Source organism: Trinickia sp. NRRL B-1857 (genome assembly GCF_050470685.1).
GTDB lineage: Bacteria > Pseudomonadota > Gammaproteobacteria > Burkholderiales > Burkholderiaceae > Trinickia.
Genome location: NZ_JBFLUK010000001.1, coordinates 2,425,426 through 2,440,413 on the forward strand (window position 1 = coordinate 2,425,426; position 14,988 = coordinate 2,440,413).

Annotated in this window: 15 protein-coding genes and 1 tRNA gene; 2 read left to right on the top strand and 14 right to left on the bottom strand. The window is 64.7% G+C overall.

The annotated features are described in order from the left end of the window. Positions 1–38: 38 nt before the first annotated feature. The 14 genes from AB1286_RS10805 to def form a co-directional block, all read right to left on the bottom strand. Positions 39–764 carry a tetratricopeptide repeat protein gene (locus AB1286_RS10805; protein WP_430363281.1) on the bottom strand — a complete coding sequence of 242 codons (726 nt, stop codon included), beginning with the start codon at positions 762–764 and terminating at the stop codon, positions 39–41. Then, entirely contained in the window at positions 761–1,543 is a 783-nt protein-coding gene (locus AB1286_RS10810) for an HpcH/HpaI aldolase family protein (RefSeq protein ID WP_430363282.1), read from the bottom strand. Before AB1286_RS10810 ends, AB1286_RS10805 begins: the two co-directional genes overlap by 4 nt. Positions 1,544–1,787: 244 nt before the next feature. Beyond that, a complete protein-coding gene (queD, locus tag AB1286_RS10815; protein WP_430365036.1) occupies positions 1,788–2,240 on the bottom strand; it encodes a 6-carboxytetrahydropterin synthase QueD in 453 nt (150 codons plus the stop codon). Positions 2,241–2,249: 9 nt separating this feature from the next. After that, positions 2,250–2,882, bottom strand: coding sequence for a 7-carboxy-7-deazaguanine synthase (gene queE, locus AB1286_RS10820; protein ID WP_430363283.1), 633 nt, complete (start codon positions 2,880–2,882; stop codon positions 2,250–2,252). Positions 2,883–2,953: 71 nt separating this feature from the next. Further along, the gene (queC, locus tag AB1286_RS10825; RefSeq protein ID WP_430363284.1) at positions 2,954–3,685 is read right to left on the bottom strand and encodes a 7-cyano-7-deazaguanine synthase QueC; all 732 of its coding nucleotides are present in this window, start codon (positions 3,683–3,685) and stop codon (positions 2,954–2,956) included. Between the two features lie 457 nt (positions 3,686–4,142). Beyond that, positions 4,143–4,218, bottom strand: a tRNA-Phe gene (locus AB1286_RS10830). Positions 4,219–4,324: 106 nt separating this feature from the next. Next, entirely contained in the window at positions 4,325–5,017 is a 693-nt protein-coding gene (esaR, locus tag AB1286_RS10835) for a response regulator transcription factor EsaR (protein WP_430363285.1), read from the bottom strand. Continuing rightward, on the bottom strand, positions 5,018–7,429 hold the full coding sequence (locus tag AB1286_RS10840) for an ATP-binding protein (RefSeq protein WP_430363286.1): 2,412 nt from the start codon (positions 7,427–7,429) through the stop codon (positions 5,018–5,020). Further along, entirely contained in the window at positions 7,419–8,015 is a 597-nt protein-coding gene (locus AB1286_RS10845) for a DUF4390 domain-containing protein (protein WP_430363287.1), read from the bottom strand. The genes AB1286_RS10840 and AB1286_RS10845 overlap by 11 nt, the downstream gene beginning before the upstream one ends. Then, on the bottom strand, positions 8,012–9,445 hold the full coding sequence (gene rsmB / locus AB1286_RS10850; RefSeq protein WP_430363288.1) for a 16S rRNA (cytosine(967)-C(5))-methyltransferase RsmB: 1,434 nt from the start codon (positions 9,443–9,445) through the stop codon (positions 8,012–8,014). The genes AB1286_RS10845 and rsmB overlap by 4 nt, the downstream gene beginning before the upstream one ends. A 184-nt stretch (positions 9,446–9,629) precedes the next feature. After that, positions 9,630–10,487: a zinc metalloprotease HtpX gene (gene htpX / locus AB1286_RS10855; protein ID WP_430363289.1), complete on the bottom strand. Its 858-nt coding sequence runs from the start codon at positions 10,485–10,487 to the stop codon at positions 9,630–9,632. 128 nt (positions 10,488–10,615) lie between these two features. Then, complete coding sequence (locus AB1286_RS10860) at positions 10,616–11,266, bottom strand: LysE family translocator (RefSeq protein WP_430363290.1); 651 nt, start codon at positions 11,264–11,266, stop codon at positions 10,616–10,618. Between the two features lie 95 nt (positions 11,267–11,361). Further along, positions 11,362–12,351, bottom strand: a complete 990-nt coding sequence (gene fmt, locus AB1286_RS10865; protein WP_430363291.1) for a methionyl-tRNA formyltransferase — start codon at positions 12,349–12,351, stop codon at positions 11,362–11,364. A gap of 34 nt (positions 12,352–12,385) precedes the next feature. Continuing rightward, complete coding sequence (def, locus tag AB1286_RS10870; RefSeq protein WP_430363292.1) at positions 12,386–12,889, bottom strand: peptide deformylase; 504 nt, start codon at positions 12,887–12,889, stop codon at positions 12,386–12,388. A 251-nt stretch (positions 12,890–13,140) separates the two neighbouring features. On the opposite strand from def, the gene dprA reads away from it, so the two are divergent. Together dprA and AB1286_RS10880 are read left to right on the top strand one after the other, a co-directional pair. Then, entirely contained in the window at positions 13,141–14,391 is a 1,251-nt protein-coding gene (gene dprA / locus AB1286_RS10875) for a DNA-processing protein DprA (protein ID WP_430363293.1), read from the top strand. Positions 14,392–14,470: 79 nt separating this feature from the next. Beyond that, on the top strand, positions 14,471–14,848 hold the full coding sequence (locus tag AB1286_RS10880) for a thioredoxin family protein (RefSeq protein ID WP_430363294.1): 378 nt from the start codon (positions 14,471–14,473) through the stop codon (positions 14,846–14,848). The last annotated feature ends 140 nt before the right edge of the window (positions 14,849–14,988 follow it).

Consider the following 14,988-nt stretch of genomic DNA (forward strand, 5'->3'; position numbering starts at 1 on the left):
GCGCCGATGCGCGCGCCCATATTCCTGTCTTCCGGGTCCTACTTCGCCCCCTGCCTTTTGGCCTCTTTCTGCAACGCCTGGCTCAGTTCCTGATACTTGAGCCGGGCCGCCGGATCGCCCTGGGCCGCCGCCGCCGCATAGTAAGCACGGGCAACGTTCAAATTGCGCTGCACGCCGTCGCCGCCCAGTTCATAAAATGAGCCGGTCACGTACTGCGCAGTCATATCGCCGCCTTCCGCCGCCTTCTTGTACCAGACAAACGCCTGGGCGTTATCGCGCGGCGTGCCGCGGCCGTCGAGGAATTGATTCGCGAGCGCGAGCTCCGCTTGCACGTGCCCTTGCTGCGCCGCCTTGAGGAACCATTCGTGCGCCACGGCCGGGTCGCGCGTGACGAAGTCGCCGTCGTCGTACATCTTTCCGTAGACGTATTGCGCATGCGACATATTCGCCTCGGCGGCCTTGAGCAGCCATTTACGGCCCTCGCCCACGTCGGCGGCCGTACCTTCGCCGTTCAGAAGCATCATCGCGTAGTTGAATTCGGCGAGACGGTTGCCGCGATCGGCCGCATGGTGAAATTCCTTGAGCGCCGCGCCGAAATTGCCGGCGTTGTAGTCGGCAACGGCGGTCTGCGTTTCGTCGTCGACGACGGTTTCGCCCTGGGATTGCGCCGGGGTCTGCGCATGCGCGACACCGGCCCAGAACCAAGCACCGAGGGCAAGCGCCAGTATCGAGAGTCGCCGGGCTTTCGTCTTACGAGCTGTCATGACCTCATCTCCTGCAATGCCGCTCGCGTCGCGCGCACGAGCCAGATCACGTCGGCGGCGAGCGCGATGACCGCGAACCCGGCGTCGCGATATTGGCGCGCGCTCGCAACGTCGAGCGCAAAAATGCCGGCAGCAATTCCGGCCTTGGCGGCGGCATCGCGCACGCGCGCAATCGCTGCCTGCACGTCGGGATGCTTCGAGTCCCCGAGATGCCCAAGGCTGGCGGCCAAATCGGCGGGGCCCACGAACAGGCAATCGACGCCGGGCGTAGCGGCAATCGCGTCGACCTCCTCGAGCGCCCGTGCCGATTCGATTTGCACGATCGTCGCGATCTGCGTATTCGCGCTTTGCACATAGTCGCGACGCGCCCCAAACGCTGCCGCGCGAACCACGCCGGCGACGCCGCGCAGGCCGTCGGGCGCGTCGGCGCCCGGATATCGCGTGAGGCGAACCGCGTGCGCGGCATCCGTGGCCGATTCGATGTTCGGGAACATCACCGTCCGGGCGCCCGCGTCCAGAACACGCTTGACGAGCCAGCCCTCACGCGCCGGCACCCGGACAATCGGTTCGGTCGGCAAGTGTGCGGCCGCAATCGCGCGAAGTTGTGCACTCACGTCGGCCGAGTCGTTCGGCGCATGTTCCATATCGATGCAAAGCCAGTCGAAACCCGCATGGGCAAGCGCCTCGGCCGCATCGGCGCTCGCGAGCGAGAGCCACAAGCCGACCAGGGGCTCGCGGTCTTTCAAACGCTGCTTGAGGGAATTCGTCAGCGCGCTCATCGGGATCCCTCCCGCGCGCGCAAGGGGGTCACCGAACGGCTTGCGCTCGGGGATGCAGCGACCGGCATGTCTCGCTCCTTGGTTTATCGTCTGTTGGGCGCGTCGCCGTGCGACACAGGCCCTCGGTCGATAATACGCCGAGAATAAGGGTTCGGATGCAAGGTGGAGCGGGGGAACCCGCGCCGGTGCCGGCCACAGCAACCCGCGGGCGCGGGCCGGGAGCGGCCCGGATGCGAAGCGAAGGTTAGGCGGCGTTGTCGCGCACGACATCCGCCCAGCAGTTGGGCGTTTCGTAGAGACGGACCCGGTGCAATCGCAGATTGACGCCGTAGTGGGCGTCGTAGACCTGGGCGAGCACGTCGAAGGCGACGGCGGCCAGATTTTCGACGGTGGGAATGCGATCGAGAACCACGGTTTTGTGTTCCGGCATCGATTCGAGGAACTCGCGCACGCGCGCATCGCCCTCGAACACGAGGAACGCATGGTCCCAGCGGCTCACCAGGTGTTCCATCGCAAGCGATTTGACGTCGGCGAAATCCATCACCATGCCGCGATCGGGCGCGCCTTCCGTTTCCACGACATCGCCTTGCAACGTGATTTCGAGCACGTAGCGGTGCCCGTGCAAGTTACGGCACTGGCTGCGGTGGTCGGGAATGCGGTGTCCCGCATCGAATTCGAGTTTTCGGGTAATCGTCAGCACGGTGAATCAGGGAATGTTCAGATACTTGTGAGTCTGCATCGAGAGCCGCCAGCGTGGGTGACGCTTGCACCAATCGATCGCGAGGCGCGTGTTCAAATCGCGCGAGGGTCCATCCATCGGCTGCACGAGAAAATACTCGAAATCGAGCGCAGCGTACTCGGCTAGACGCTGTCTCTCTTGCGGCACGACAACCTTGAGTTCGTTGCCCTTCGTGACGACGAGCGGCGCATCGGCCTTCGGACTGACGCAAACCCAGTCGATCGACTCGAGCACGGGCAGCGAACCGTTCGTCTCGATCGCCACCTCGAAGCCGGCCGCATGCAGTGCGGCGACGAGCGGCTCATCCATCTGTAGCATGGGCTCGCCGCCGGTGCAGACGACGAACCGGTTGGCTTCGCCATCGGGCCAGAGCGACGCGATTGTTTCCACTAGTGCCTGCGCGTCGCGGTATTTGCCGCCGTTCTCGCCGTCGGTGCCGACGAAGTCCGTATCGCAAAAGCGGCAGACGGCACTCGCGCGATCCTCTTCGCGCCCGGACCACAAGTTGCAACCGGCAAACCGGCAGAACACCGCGGGCCGACCCGCATTCGCGCCTTCGCCTTGCAACGTGTAGAAAACTTCCTTAACCGCGTACGTCATGCCGCTTCTTTCATCCATCTCGATTTTGGACCGCCCCACAGTGGATCGGTCCGGCTTCTCGCCGCTGCGCCTTACGCCGGTTCGGTGACCTTTTCGCCGGCGAGGAATGCTTCGTAGCCACGCTTGCGCAGGCGGCAAGCCGGGCACTCGCCGCAGCCGAAGCCCCAGGCGTGCAACTCCGCGCGCTCGCCGAGATAACAGGTGTGCGTCTCGACGCGCACGAGCTCGACGAGCGCGTCGCCGCCGAGATCGCGCGCGAGACGCCACGTATCGGCCTTGTCGAGCCACATCAGCGGCGTCTCGACGACGAAGCGGCTATCCATGCCCAGGTTCAGCGCGACTTGCAGCGCCTTCATCGTGTCGTCGCGGCAATCGGGGTAGCCCGAGAAGTCCGTTTCGCACATCCCACCGACGAGCACCGATAGGCCCCGGCGGTAAGCGACCGCCGCCGCGATCGTCATAAACATCAGGTTGCGGCCCGGCACAAACGTGTTGGGCAAACCGTTTGCGGAGGATTCGATTTGAATCTCGCGCGTCATCGCCGTTTCGCTGATCGCACCGAGCACGGACAGATCGATCATATGGTCTTCGCCCAGGCGCTCGGCCCACTGCGGGAACGCCCGACCGATCGCCTCTCGCACGCCGTCGCGGCACTCGAGTTCCACCCGGTGGCGCTGGCCGTAGTCGAAACCGAGCGTCTCGACCGTCTCATAGCGCTCGAGCGCCCAAGCCAGACACGTGGTGGAGTCTTGGCCGCCCGAAAACAGCACGAGCGCGCCATGCTTAGCGTCTGTCCGAATCACCGTGATCACTCCGTGGGCCGTCAATATTGGGTGAGCGCACGGCGTGTGCCGGCGCGGGTGCGCGGCGCTCGGCCACGCGGTGCTTGCAGTATATGCTTCGCCTTCGAGCGTCGAGCTGCCTGGCGCTTATACCGTGCAGTAGAGGGCGCCGTGGTACACGTCCGCCCGATTATGTGCGAATGCGGGCGTAATTTCGGGCAGTGGCTTCGGGCGCTAACTTCGGCTTAGCGGACCGTTGCGAAGCGCGGCTGACGAAAAACCCGTCATTATAGCCGGATGCGTGAGGGCCATGCATGGGGCGCATCGCAAGCGCCATATGGTCGGTTCACGGCAGGCGCCCTAGCCGCGTCGGCCCGAATCGAGCGCAACTCGATGAGCCTGTCGTCGAGCCAAAGAAAAGAAGCGGCGAAAAACAAAAAGCCCAACGGATTAGGTTGGGCTTTTTGCTTGAATCAAGTGGTGGCCTGGGGCGGAATCGAACCACCGACACGCGGATTTTCAATCCGCTGCTCTACCAACTGAGCTACCGGGCCACGAAGAAGCGAGAGTATAGCAAGGAGATTTACGGCACTCAAGCATTTTTTCGCTGAAGTTTTTTCTTGCCGCTCGCACCGCATCGACACCGCGAGCAACCCGCTGTCATTCCCCTTTATTCTTGCTCAGATCGACGCCCAGCTGCTTGAGCTTGCGGTACAAATGCGTCCGCTCGAGCCCCGTCTTTTCCGCAACCCGCGTCATGCTGCCGTTCTCGCGCGCCAAGTGGTACTCGAAGTAAGCCCGCTCGAACGCATCGCGCGCATCGCGCAACGGAATGTCGAAGGAGATCGACGCTGCCTGCGTCGCGACTGGACTTGCCGCTACCGCATCGACCGCGAGCATCGGCAACGCGACCGCCGCCGCGACCGATGTCGAGTTCGCCGGCGCAGCGGTCTTGACCACGCTCGCGCCGGCGATCGGCGCGACCGCGCTGCCTCGCGCAAGCCCTTGCTCGACCGCCTTCAACAGCTTTTGCAGCGCGATCGGCTTTTCCAAGAAGTTCAGTGCACCGATCTTCGTCGCCTCGACGGCCGTGTCGATCGTCGCATGCCCGGACATCATGATCACAGGCATCGTCAGCAGCCCTTTCGCCGCCCACTCCTTGAGCAACGTCACGCCGTCGGTGTCGGGCATCCAAATATCGAGCAGCACGAGATCGGGTGCCTGACGCAAACGGAAATCGCGCGCATGCTGCGCGTTTTCCGCTACCTCGACGGCATGTCCTTCGTCGCTCAGGATTTCCGAGAGCAATTCTCGGATGCCCATTTCGTCGTCTACCACCAGGATGGTCGCCATTTATGCTGCCCTTGTCTGCGCTATTGCTTTTGTCGTCCCCGACGCCGTGCCGCCATTCGAGGTCGAGCCTCGCACGGGTGCTGCGTCGTCTGCCAATTGCAGGAACAAAATCGAGATCTGCGCACCTTCGATTGCTTCGCCTGCTTTCACACGATTCCGAATATCGATCCGTGCGCCGTGTTCGTCGACGATCTTTTTGACCATCGCAAGTCCAAGGCCTGTCCCTCTCGCTTTCGTCGTCACGTACGGTTCGAACGCACGCGTCAGAATACGGGCGGGAAAGCCCGGGCCGTTATCGGTTACTGTCAGGCGAACCGCGACGCGAACTTTGCCCTGGGCGTCGGGGTCGCCATATTCTACTGTCTTGGTTTCGATGACGACACGCGGGCTTGCGATATCGGCCACCGCATCCTGCGCGTTTTGCAGCAGGTTATGGATCACCTGGCGCAATTGCGTCGCATCGCCGCGAATCACCGGCAACGTCGATAGCTCGGCCGTGATCGCGCTCTTACCTTCTTCCACGCCGTACAAAGCCAGCACCTCGGTAACGAGCTCGTTCAGCTGCAAGTTCGCGAGGACTGCCGGCGGCGTGCGTGCGTAGTCGCGGAAATCGTCCACCATTTGCTTCATCGCCGCGACTTGATTGACGATGGTCGTGGCGCCGCGCTTGAGCACGTCGGCATCGCTCGGCGAGAGTTTATCGGCCAGCTTCATCTGCAATCGTTCCGCCGAAAGCTGAATCGGCGTGAGCGGATTCTTGATCTCGTGCGCGAGCCGGCGCGCCACTTCACCCCATGCCGCCGACCGCTGCGCCGAGATGACATCGGAGATGTCGTCGAACACCACCACGTAGCCGGCCGTGCCCGCCTCGTCGCTGCCTTCCGGCGGCGTGGCCGCCAGAAGTCGCGTGCCGCGTACGAGCAATGTGAGCGGTTCGGTCTCGCCCGGCACCGACACGGCGACCTGCTGCTGCCAATGACCGCCGTCGTCGACGCCGCCCCCGCTCGCCGCCTCGCGATCTGCGAAGGCCTTGCGCACCAGTACGGAAAACTCCGCGAGCGCGCCGATTTGCTCCAGCGAGGCACCGAGCATGCCTTGGAACGGCTGCCGGAAAATCCGCTCCGCGCCGCGATTGGCCGTGGTCAACCGGAATTGCCGGTCGAGCACGAACACGCCGGCCGTCAGATTGGCCAAGATGCTTTCGAGGTAGGCCTTCGAATGCTCGAGCGCCACCCGGTTGCGCTCGACCGCGGCGCGGGCCTCCGACAATTGGCGCGTCATTGCATTGAACGACTGCGTGAGAAAGCCGAGTTCGTCACGCGATTTGATCTCGCGTTTGGGCGTGTAATCGCCCTCGGCCACTTCCTTCGTCCCTTTAGCCAATAAAAACAGCGGCCGCGCGAGCTGGTTGCCAAGCGCGAGCGCCAGCATCATCGCGATAAAGGTCGCAAGGAACAGCGCAAGCGTCAGCGTGCCGATGTACATCTTGCGCAGGCCAGTGCGGCCGAACGCCTTCTCTTGATATTCCCGATAGGCGCGCTGGACCGCATCGGCATTGCGCGCGAGCGTCGGCGAGACCGGCTGCGTCAGTTGCAAAAAGCGCTCGGCGGGTTGCAACAGCGAGGCGTTCGCATCGGGCACGAGGACGACGACGCGCAAGCGCAGCGCACCCTTCGAACCTTTCGCGTGCGGGTCGCCGTCGACCTCGCCCTCGATCGACGCATAACCGCGGCCGCGCGCTTGATCCAGCATGATCGGCGTCGGCAAATCGTCGGGCATCAACGAGGAAATGTTGCTGGACGCCTGCGCGAGCACATGCAAATCGGGCGAGGCGCCGGAGACGCTACGCGCCGAATCCATCAGTATCGCGTCTTGCACGCCGAACTGATCGCGCATGCGCAGCAGCGTGAGCGTGGTATTCGTGGGCGGCGTACTCGCGAGCTGCTCGGCCATGACGTGCGCCTTGGTCTGCAAGTCCGACAGCGACGCATCGAGCATCGCACGCCCGAGGTTCAGGCCCGACGTAAGCGCGGTTTCGACGTTAACGTCGAACCACGACTCGATACTGCGCGAGACGAACTGGTACGACACCACGTAGATGATCGCGCCCGGCAACACGCCGACGAGCGCGAAGAAAATGGCGAGCTTGGCAAGCAGCCGGGTGCCGAATTTTCCCTTGCGCAACCGAGCGAGGATCATCGCGACGAGCGCGAGGACGATCAGCAGAAAGACGAGCGCGACGGCGATGTTCGCCGCGTAGAGCCACGAGTAGTAGCGATCGAAAAACTCGGTGTTGGCGCTGGCCGCCGCAAGCAGCACGAGCAGCAGCAAGGCCGTGACGGCTACCGTGGAGACGATCACGCGAACGAGGATGCTTCGCACGTCCGCTTTTCGACGTACGTTATTTAACACGTTCGGCCACCGTGAAAGTGAAGCGCTTCCAATCGGAAGCGAGCGTCCAGTCGCGATTGTTGACCGCATCGACTTGGAACGGCTTCGGCATCAAGGCCGTGTCGAGCTGCATCCGCACCGAAGCAGTATAGGTTTCCCCCGGCTGCACCTGGTTGCGCTCGATCACGCGCCAAGAGGTCACGTGCTTGATGACCGCAAGCGCCTCCTTCAGCGAGGAAAAACCTTGTTGCAGGCCGCCGCCGCTCGATACGCGATACTCGCGCGTCAGCGGTTGAAACGACAGGCGCAGCGTTTGCGTAGCCGATACGGGCTGCTCGTCGAACCAATACCAACGCGGACGCGTGAGGTCGAACTCGGTCGTGAAATAGAGCGGGATGCCCTTGTTGACCGCGTCCTCCAAGCTGGCGTTCAGCTCGAAATCGAACCGCGCGTCGAGATCCCAGCCCGTACCGTCGGCCTGGAGGGACGCGCGCTGTACCGCGATCGTGTCGGCGTGCGCCGACCCCGCCGCGGCCAAACAAACGGTCAGCCCAATCCAGAGCAAGGCCACGAGCCGAAGCCGAAAAAAGCGTTTGCTGATCGTCACCGTTTTTGAAAGCGCGCGTAGAAAAAACCGTCGTGATCAAGATCGGCACCGGAACGCTCCGATCGAGCGGCCTGCGTTTCGGTCGATAAAGAAGCCGAGCGCTCGGCTGTAGCGCCCGAACCCGTCGGCAGCAGTTGTCCGGGGGCGTCCAATCGTACCGCATCTTCGTGCGCCCGTTCAAACCAGCGCGCCTGTTCCTCGCATTCCTCGGGGAAGATCGAGCACGTCACGTAGAGCAATTCGCCGCTCGGTGCGAGCAGGGGCCAAAGCGCATCGAGGATGCGGCGTTGCTCGGCGACGAGCGCGGGAATGTCGCTCGGGCGGCGCAGCCAGCGCACGTCGGGATGCCGGCGGACGATGCCCGATGCCGAGCACGGCACGTCGGCCAAGATCCGGTCGAACGGCTTGCCGTCGTACCACGCATCGGGCGCACCGGCATCGCCGACCGTCACCTTTGCCGTCAGGCCGAGCCGGGTCAAATTTTCTTCGATGCGCGCCGCGCGCGTGCCGTCCGACTCGAGCGCCACGAGGTCGAGCGCGGCGAGTTCGAGCAGGTGCCCCGTCTTTCCGCCGGGCGCCGCGCACGCGTCGAGTACCCGCATGCCGTCGCGCACTTCCAAGCGTTCGGCGGCCCATTGCGCGCCCGCATCTTGCACCGAGACGACACCCTCGGCAAAGCCCGGGATGCGATCGACGGGCAGCGGCGCCGCGAGCCGTACCGCATAAGGCCCGACTGCGGTGCCCGCGATGCCGGCCGCCTCGAGCGTGCGCAGATACTCGGAGACGTTCGTTCGCCGAGCGTTGACACGCAACGTCAGCGGACCCTGTTCGTTGCCGGCTGCGAGCACCCGCCGCCAATCGTTCGGCCAGGCGCGCTGAACCGACTCGATCCACCAAACCGGATAATTCCACGTCCCGACGAGATCGGTTTGTGCCTTTTCGAGCCACGCCTCGCGCTCGCGCAGGAAGTTGCGCAGCACCGCGTTGACGAGCCCCTTCGCAAATGCGCATTCGCGGCGCGCGCCGATGGCCGTCACCGCCTGGTCGACCACCGTGAAAGCGGAGTAGGCGGCCGTATGGGCGTCGTCGACCAGGAGCGCCAACGCACAGGCGAGCACATCGCCGACATGGGCGGCAGGTGCTTTGCGCACGAGCTGAGCGACGAGCCAGTCCGCCGTGCCGAGCCGCCGCAGCGTGCGATAAGCGATGTCTTGAATGGCGCCGCGTGCGAGCGCCGCTTCATCGGCCGACACCGACGCTTGCACGGTAGCGAGCGCGGCCGGCAACGCCATCCCCGCGCGCACCGCACCGACGGCAAGCGCCGCGCAGTCGAGCGCGAAGCCGAGCGAATCGGGCGCGAGGTGCAGCGTGGAAAAGCGCGGCGCGCCGGCTTTTGGCGGCTTGCGACGAATGGGAGCGGATCGAGTCATCGAGAAGGCGAAGGTCGCGCGATTGGGTGGATCACGCGAATAAACGCGACATTGTAACGCGCACACGCGCTCGATTTGCCGCGAGCGCGCTCTCGCGCTTGGCGGCGAACGAGCGCATCAAAGCAAACGGGCCCGTCGGGGCCCGTTTCCTATCTCTGCGTGATGCGCTCGGCGGCGAACGAGTTCAGTCGTATCGGCCTGTGCGCGCCATTTCCATGAGGCGAGCGATGCGCTCCTCGGTTGCCGGATGGGTCGAGAACAAGTTCGCCACGGCGCCGCCCGAAAGCGGATTCAGAATCATCATCTGCGCGGTCGTGGGATGCGCTTCCGCCGCCGCGAACGGGATCCCCGACGCGTAGCGATGGATTTTATCGAGCGCGGAGGCCAACGCTTGCGGATCGCCCGAGAGCTGCGCTCCGCCACGATCGGCCTCGAATTCGCGTGCGCGCGAAATCGCCATCTGAATCATCGCCGCGGCGATCGGTGCGAGCAACGCGACCGCGATGCCGGCGATCGGGTTGGCCGGCCGGCCCTCCTCATCGCGCCCGCCGAAGAACATCGCGAAATTGGCGAGCGCCGAAATCGCGCCGGCCATCGTGGCCGAAATCGTCGAAATCAAGATGTCGCGGTGCTTCACGTGCGACAACTCATGGGCCATCACGCCGCGCATCTCGCGCTCCGACAAGATCTGCAAGATGCCCGTGGTGGCAGCGACCGCCGCGTGCTCGGGGTTGCGGCCCGTCGCAAAAGCATTCGGCGCGTTTTCGTTGATGAGGTAGACGCGGGGCATCGGCAGACCGCCGCGCGTGGCGAGCTCGCGCACCATCCGATAGAACTGCGGCGCGCTGGTTTCGTCGACTTCCTGAGCGTTGTACATGCTCAGGACCATTTTGTCGGAGAACCAATACGAAAAGAAATTCATCGCCAGCGCGATGACGAGCGCGACCATCATGCCGCGCGAGCCGCCGATCATCCCGCCGATGACAACGAACAGGGCCGTGATCGCGGCCATCAGCATCGCGGTTTTGACCCAATTGAACATGTGCACTCCTTTTTTCGTTTGCGCCGCGGCGACGAACCCCACATAGGCCGCCCCTGGCGTCACGCTCTATTGTAAGCGATTCGTCAGGAATCAGCCTATCTCGGCCGCGCGCGAACGAAGCAGCCGCTCTAGCGCTGGACGGCAGCGAGCCGCAGCCCCAGACCGACGAACGCGCTGCCGACCACGCGGTCGAGCCATTTCTTGACCGTGGGCGTGCCGCCCAGACGACGCGTCACGCTACTGGCGACCCAGACGAGGAACAGACACCACACAACGCTCATCGCGATGAACACGCCGCCGAGCGTCAGAAACGCAAGCGCCTTATGTTCGCTTTCCGCCGAGACGAACTGGGGGAAGAACGAGACGAAAAAGAGTACGACCTTCGGATTGAGAACGTTCGTCCAAAACCCTTGCAAGTACAGTTGCCTGAGCGGCCTGCTGGCTTGCTGCGCCGACGTCTCGCTTGCCTGGGCCGCGTTCGCCTGCGTTTTCGACGAGCCGAACGCCAAGCGCACACCGAGATAAATCAAATAGATGGCGCCCGCGAACTTGATGACGGTGAAGGCGGTGGCCGATGCGGCGAGCAACGCCGTGAGGCCGAACGCGCAGGCGATCGTATGAATGCAGCATCCGGAACAGATTCCGAGCGCCGACATCAATCCCGCACCGCGGCCTTGCGCCACGCTGCGCCCCACGATGTAGGCCGTATCGGGTCCGGGCGTGACATTCAGCAAAAACACCGCGGCGACGAAAAACGGAAAATGGACGATGCCGAACATGCTCGAATGCTCCTGGATGGGGATGGCGCGCCCCACCATGATCGCATGGCGGGCGCTCGTTTGCGCGCGGGCCCGCCAGGGCGCGGCGCCGCTGCTCAGGCGGCTTCGGGTAGCCTTAGACGCTGACCGGCTTGCAGCGCCGTGCCGGCCAGGAATTCCCGCACCGGCAAGCGCTTGCCGCCCGGTTTTTGCAGTTGCGTGAGCCGCAGCGCGCCTTCGCCGCAAGCGACGACGACGCCGTCGGCCGATACCGAGACGATCGTTCCCGGCTCCGCGCTCGCACCCGATGCGCTGGCGACGTCGGCCGCCCAGACCTTGAGCGCCGTGCCGTCCTCGAGCGTGGCGACGCCGCCCGGGAACGGATCGAACGCGCGCACTCGGCGCGCGAGCGTCGTCGCGCCGGCATGCCAATCGAGCGCCGCTTCATCCTTGCCGATTTTCTCCGCGTACGTCACCCCCTCATCGGGCTGCGGGGCCGCAGGCAATGCGCCCGTGCCCTCGAGGCGCGAAAGCGCATCGACGATGAGCCGCGCGCCTTGCGCCGCGAGCTTGTCGTGCAGTGTCGCGGTGGTATCGCTCGGATCGATCGGCGTGCGTCCCACATCGATCATGGCACCGGTATCGAGCCCCGCATCCATCTGCATGAGCGTGATGCCCGTCTCGGCATCGCCGGCTTCGATCGCGCGGTGGATCGGCGCGGCGCCGCGCCATCGCGGCAAAAGCGACGCGTGAATGTTGATGCAACCGCGCGGCGGGATATCGAGCACTTCCTGCGGCAACAGCAAACCGTACGCGGCAACGACCATCACGTCGTGCGGCGTCGCGCGCAGCAGGTCGATCGCCGCACTAGCCTCGGCCGGAAACTTGCCGGCTCGACGCAGCGAGGGCGGCTGCGCAACCTCGAGCCCGTGCTCCAGCGCGTAGCGCTTGACGGCGCTCGCCTGCAACTTCATGCCGCGTCCGGCCGGGCGGTCGGGCTGCGTCAACACCAGCGGCACGGTAAAGCCGGCTTCATGGATGGCGGCGAGCGCGGCGGAGGCGAACTCGGGCGTGCCGGCAAAAACGACGCGCAGCGTATGGGTCATGTATCGAACGAATGCGGCGGATAGGAAAGGCGCGTCACATCGCGTGCGCGAGCTTCTTCATTTTCGTCTTGATGCGGGTCTGCTTGAGCGGCGACAAATATTCGACGAAGACGCGGCCCATCAAGTGATCCATTTCGTGCTGGATACAGACGGCCAGCAGACCTTCGCAGTCGAGCTCGAACGTCTCGCCACGTTCGTTGAGCGCTCGCACGCGAACGCGCTCGGCCCGCTCGACTTCATCGTAGACGCCGGGAACCGACAAGCAACCTTCCTCGTTGATCCGGCGCTCGTCGCTGGACCATACGATTTCGGGATTGACGAACGCGCGCAACTGGTCGTGCGTTTCCGAGACGTCGATGACGATGACGCGCTCGTGCACGTCCACCTGCGTCGCGGCCAAGCCCACGCCGGGCGCGGCGTACATCGTCTCGGCCATATCGGCGACGAGCTTACGGATCCGGTCGTCCACCTTCTGGACCGGTTTGGCGACCTTATGCAGCCGCTTGTCGGGGTAATTGAGGATGCTCAGCAAAGCCATGGTGTTAAAAGTCGTTACGACGCAGCCGGAATATGCATCGTCGATTGGTCTGTCTACAGGATCGCTAGCCGTTCGGTCGACTAGCGCGGCCCTCTCGGATCATCGAAGATACGCCGAACCGCGCACGCCGTCAGGCAGCTCGCCGCGGCGAGATACGCGCGACATCGGCTACGTTCTGGGGTATTTCGGATGGTGAAAATTTTATCACGGCGCTCGCGAGTTCGCAGGCGGCCAAGCGAAGGCGTGTGCCCATGGACGCACGCGCGATGACCCGCGAGCAGTTGCGGGCATGGCTTGCCTTAATGAGCGTCAGAGCGCTCAAGCCCGCGACGCTGCGCGCGTTGCTCGCGGCGTTCGGCGACGGACAGGCGCTACTCGCTCAGCCCTTTGAGGCGCTTGCAGCAACGGCGGGAACCGTTGTTGCCCAAGCTGTTGCCGAAGCCGCGCACGCCGACGTGAGAGAACAATTGGAGCGAACGCTCGAATGGCACGCAACGCCCGGCCACACGCTCCTCGCACTTGACGATCCGGCATACCCCAGCGCGCTTTTGACGATGCACGATCCCCCGCCGCTGCTTTACGTCAGCGGCCGGCTCGAATGGCTACACGCGCCCGGCGTGGCGATCGTCGGCAGTCGAAATGCCACGCCGCAAGGCATTGCCGATGCCGGGCGTTTTGCACGCGAACTGGCTCGCTCGGGGCTTGCCGTCGTTTCCGGTCTCGCCCTCGGCGTCGACGCCGCCGCCCATCGCGGCGCGCTCGACGCCGGAGGCGCGACCGTGGCGGTCGTCGGCACGGGCGCCGACGTCGTCTATCCGGCTCAGCACCGGGCGCTCGCACAAGAGATTGCAGCGCGCGGCGCGATCATCTCCGAATGGCCGCTCGCGACGCCGGCCAAGCCGGCGCATTTCCCTCAGCGCAATCGGCTCATCGCCGGTCTGACGAAAGGTGTGCTCGTCGTGGAAGCGGCATTGCGCTCCGGCTCGCTGATTACCGCCCGGTTGTCGAACGAAATGGGGCGCGATGTATTCGCGATACCGGGATCGATCCACTCGCCCGTCTCGCGCGGGTGCCACCAGTTGATAAAGGATGGCGCGATGCTCGTCGAGACGCCGGACGACGTTCTGCAAGGGCTTGGATTGCCCCGCGCTTGCCTTGCCGCGACCGAGACGAACCTGCGTGGCCGCCAGAGAGAAACCTCGTCGCGCCCGGTACGCAGGTCTTCCCCGCCGCGACCGCGTGCATCCCGCGAAGCCGGGCCGCAGCCCCCCATGACGCTAGCGCTCTTCGACACGCCTAGCCCCGCGGCGCCGCGCGAACTGTCCCCCGACGGCCAGCGGCTGCTCGATGCGCTCGGTCACGCCCCCGCCGCGCTTGAAATTCTCGCTGCGCGCACCGACATGGACAGCGCGGCATTGCAAGGGGCCCTGCTCGAGCTCGAACTGCGCGGGTGTCTCACCGTCCTGCCGGGCGGCCGGTACGTTCGGCATACCGAAGGGTGACGCGACGCACAACGCCGGCCGAACCCGTCGTGCTACAGTCCCCCAAACCGCTATCGGCATTAAAAAGAAGGAACGCATCATGCCCGCGCTGAACCTGGACACCGACTCGGACGAGATCGGCGAGCGGGTCAACGACCCGAACACGCTGCTCGTCGCCTGTTTGTGCGCTCAATGGTGCGGCACTTGCCGCGAATACCGTGAAACGTTCGACCAGCTTGCCGACGCCCACCCCGATATGTGTTTCGTCTGGATCGATATCGAAACGCACGCCGACCGCTTCGACGATCTCGACGTCGAGAATTTCCCGACCTTGCTCATCGAGGATGGGACGACCGCCCGGTTTTTCGGGACGGTCCTGCCGCACCGTGCGATTGCGGAGCGCATGCTTGCCGACCTAACGGCCTTGCCCAACGCGGTCGGCGCACCGAAGGTGCGGCCGACGCTGGCGGTGGTTTGAGCCTGGCCGCGAGCCATCTCGCCCGATGGTGCCCCGTGGCACATTCCGTGCACGTGGTGCACGCCGGCTTGCCGTCCGCAAAGGCTTGCGCCGCACGCATCCGAGCGCGGCGGCCGGTGCCGGCGCCTCGGCGCCGGCTT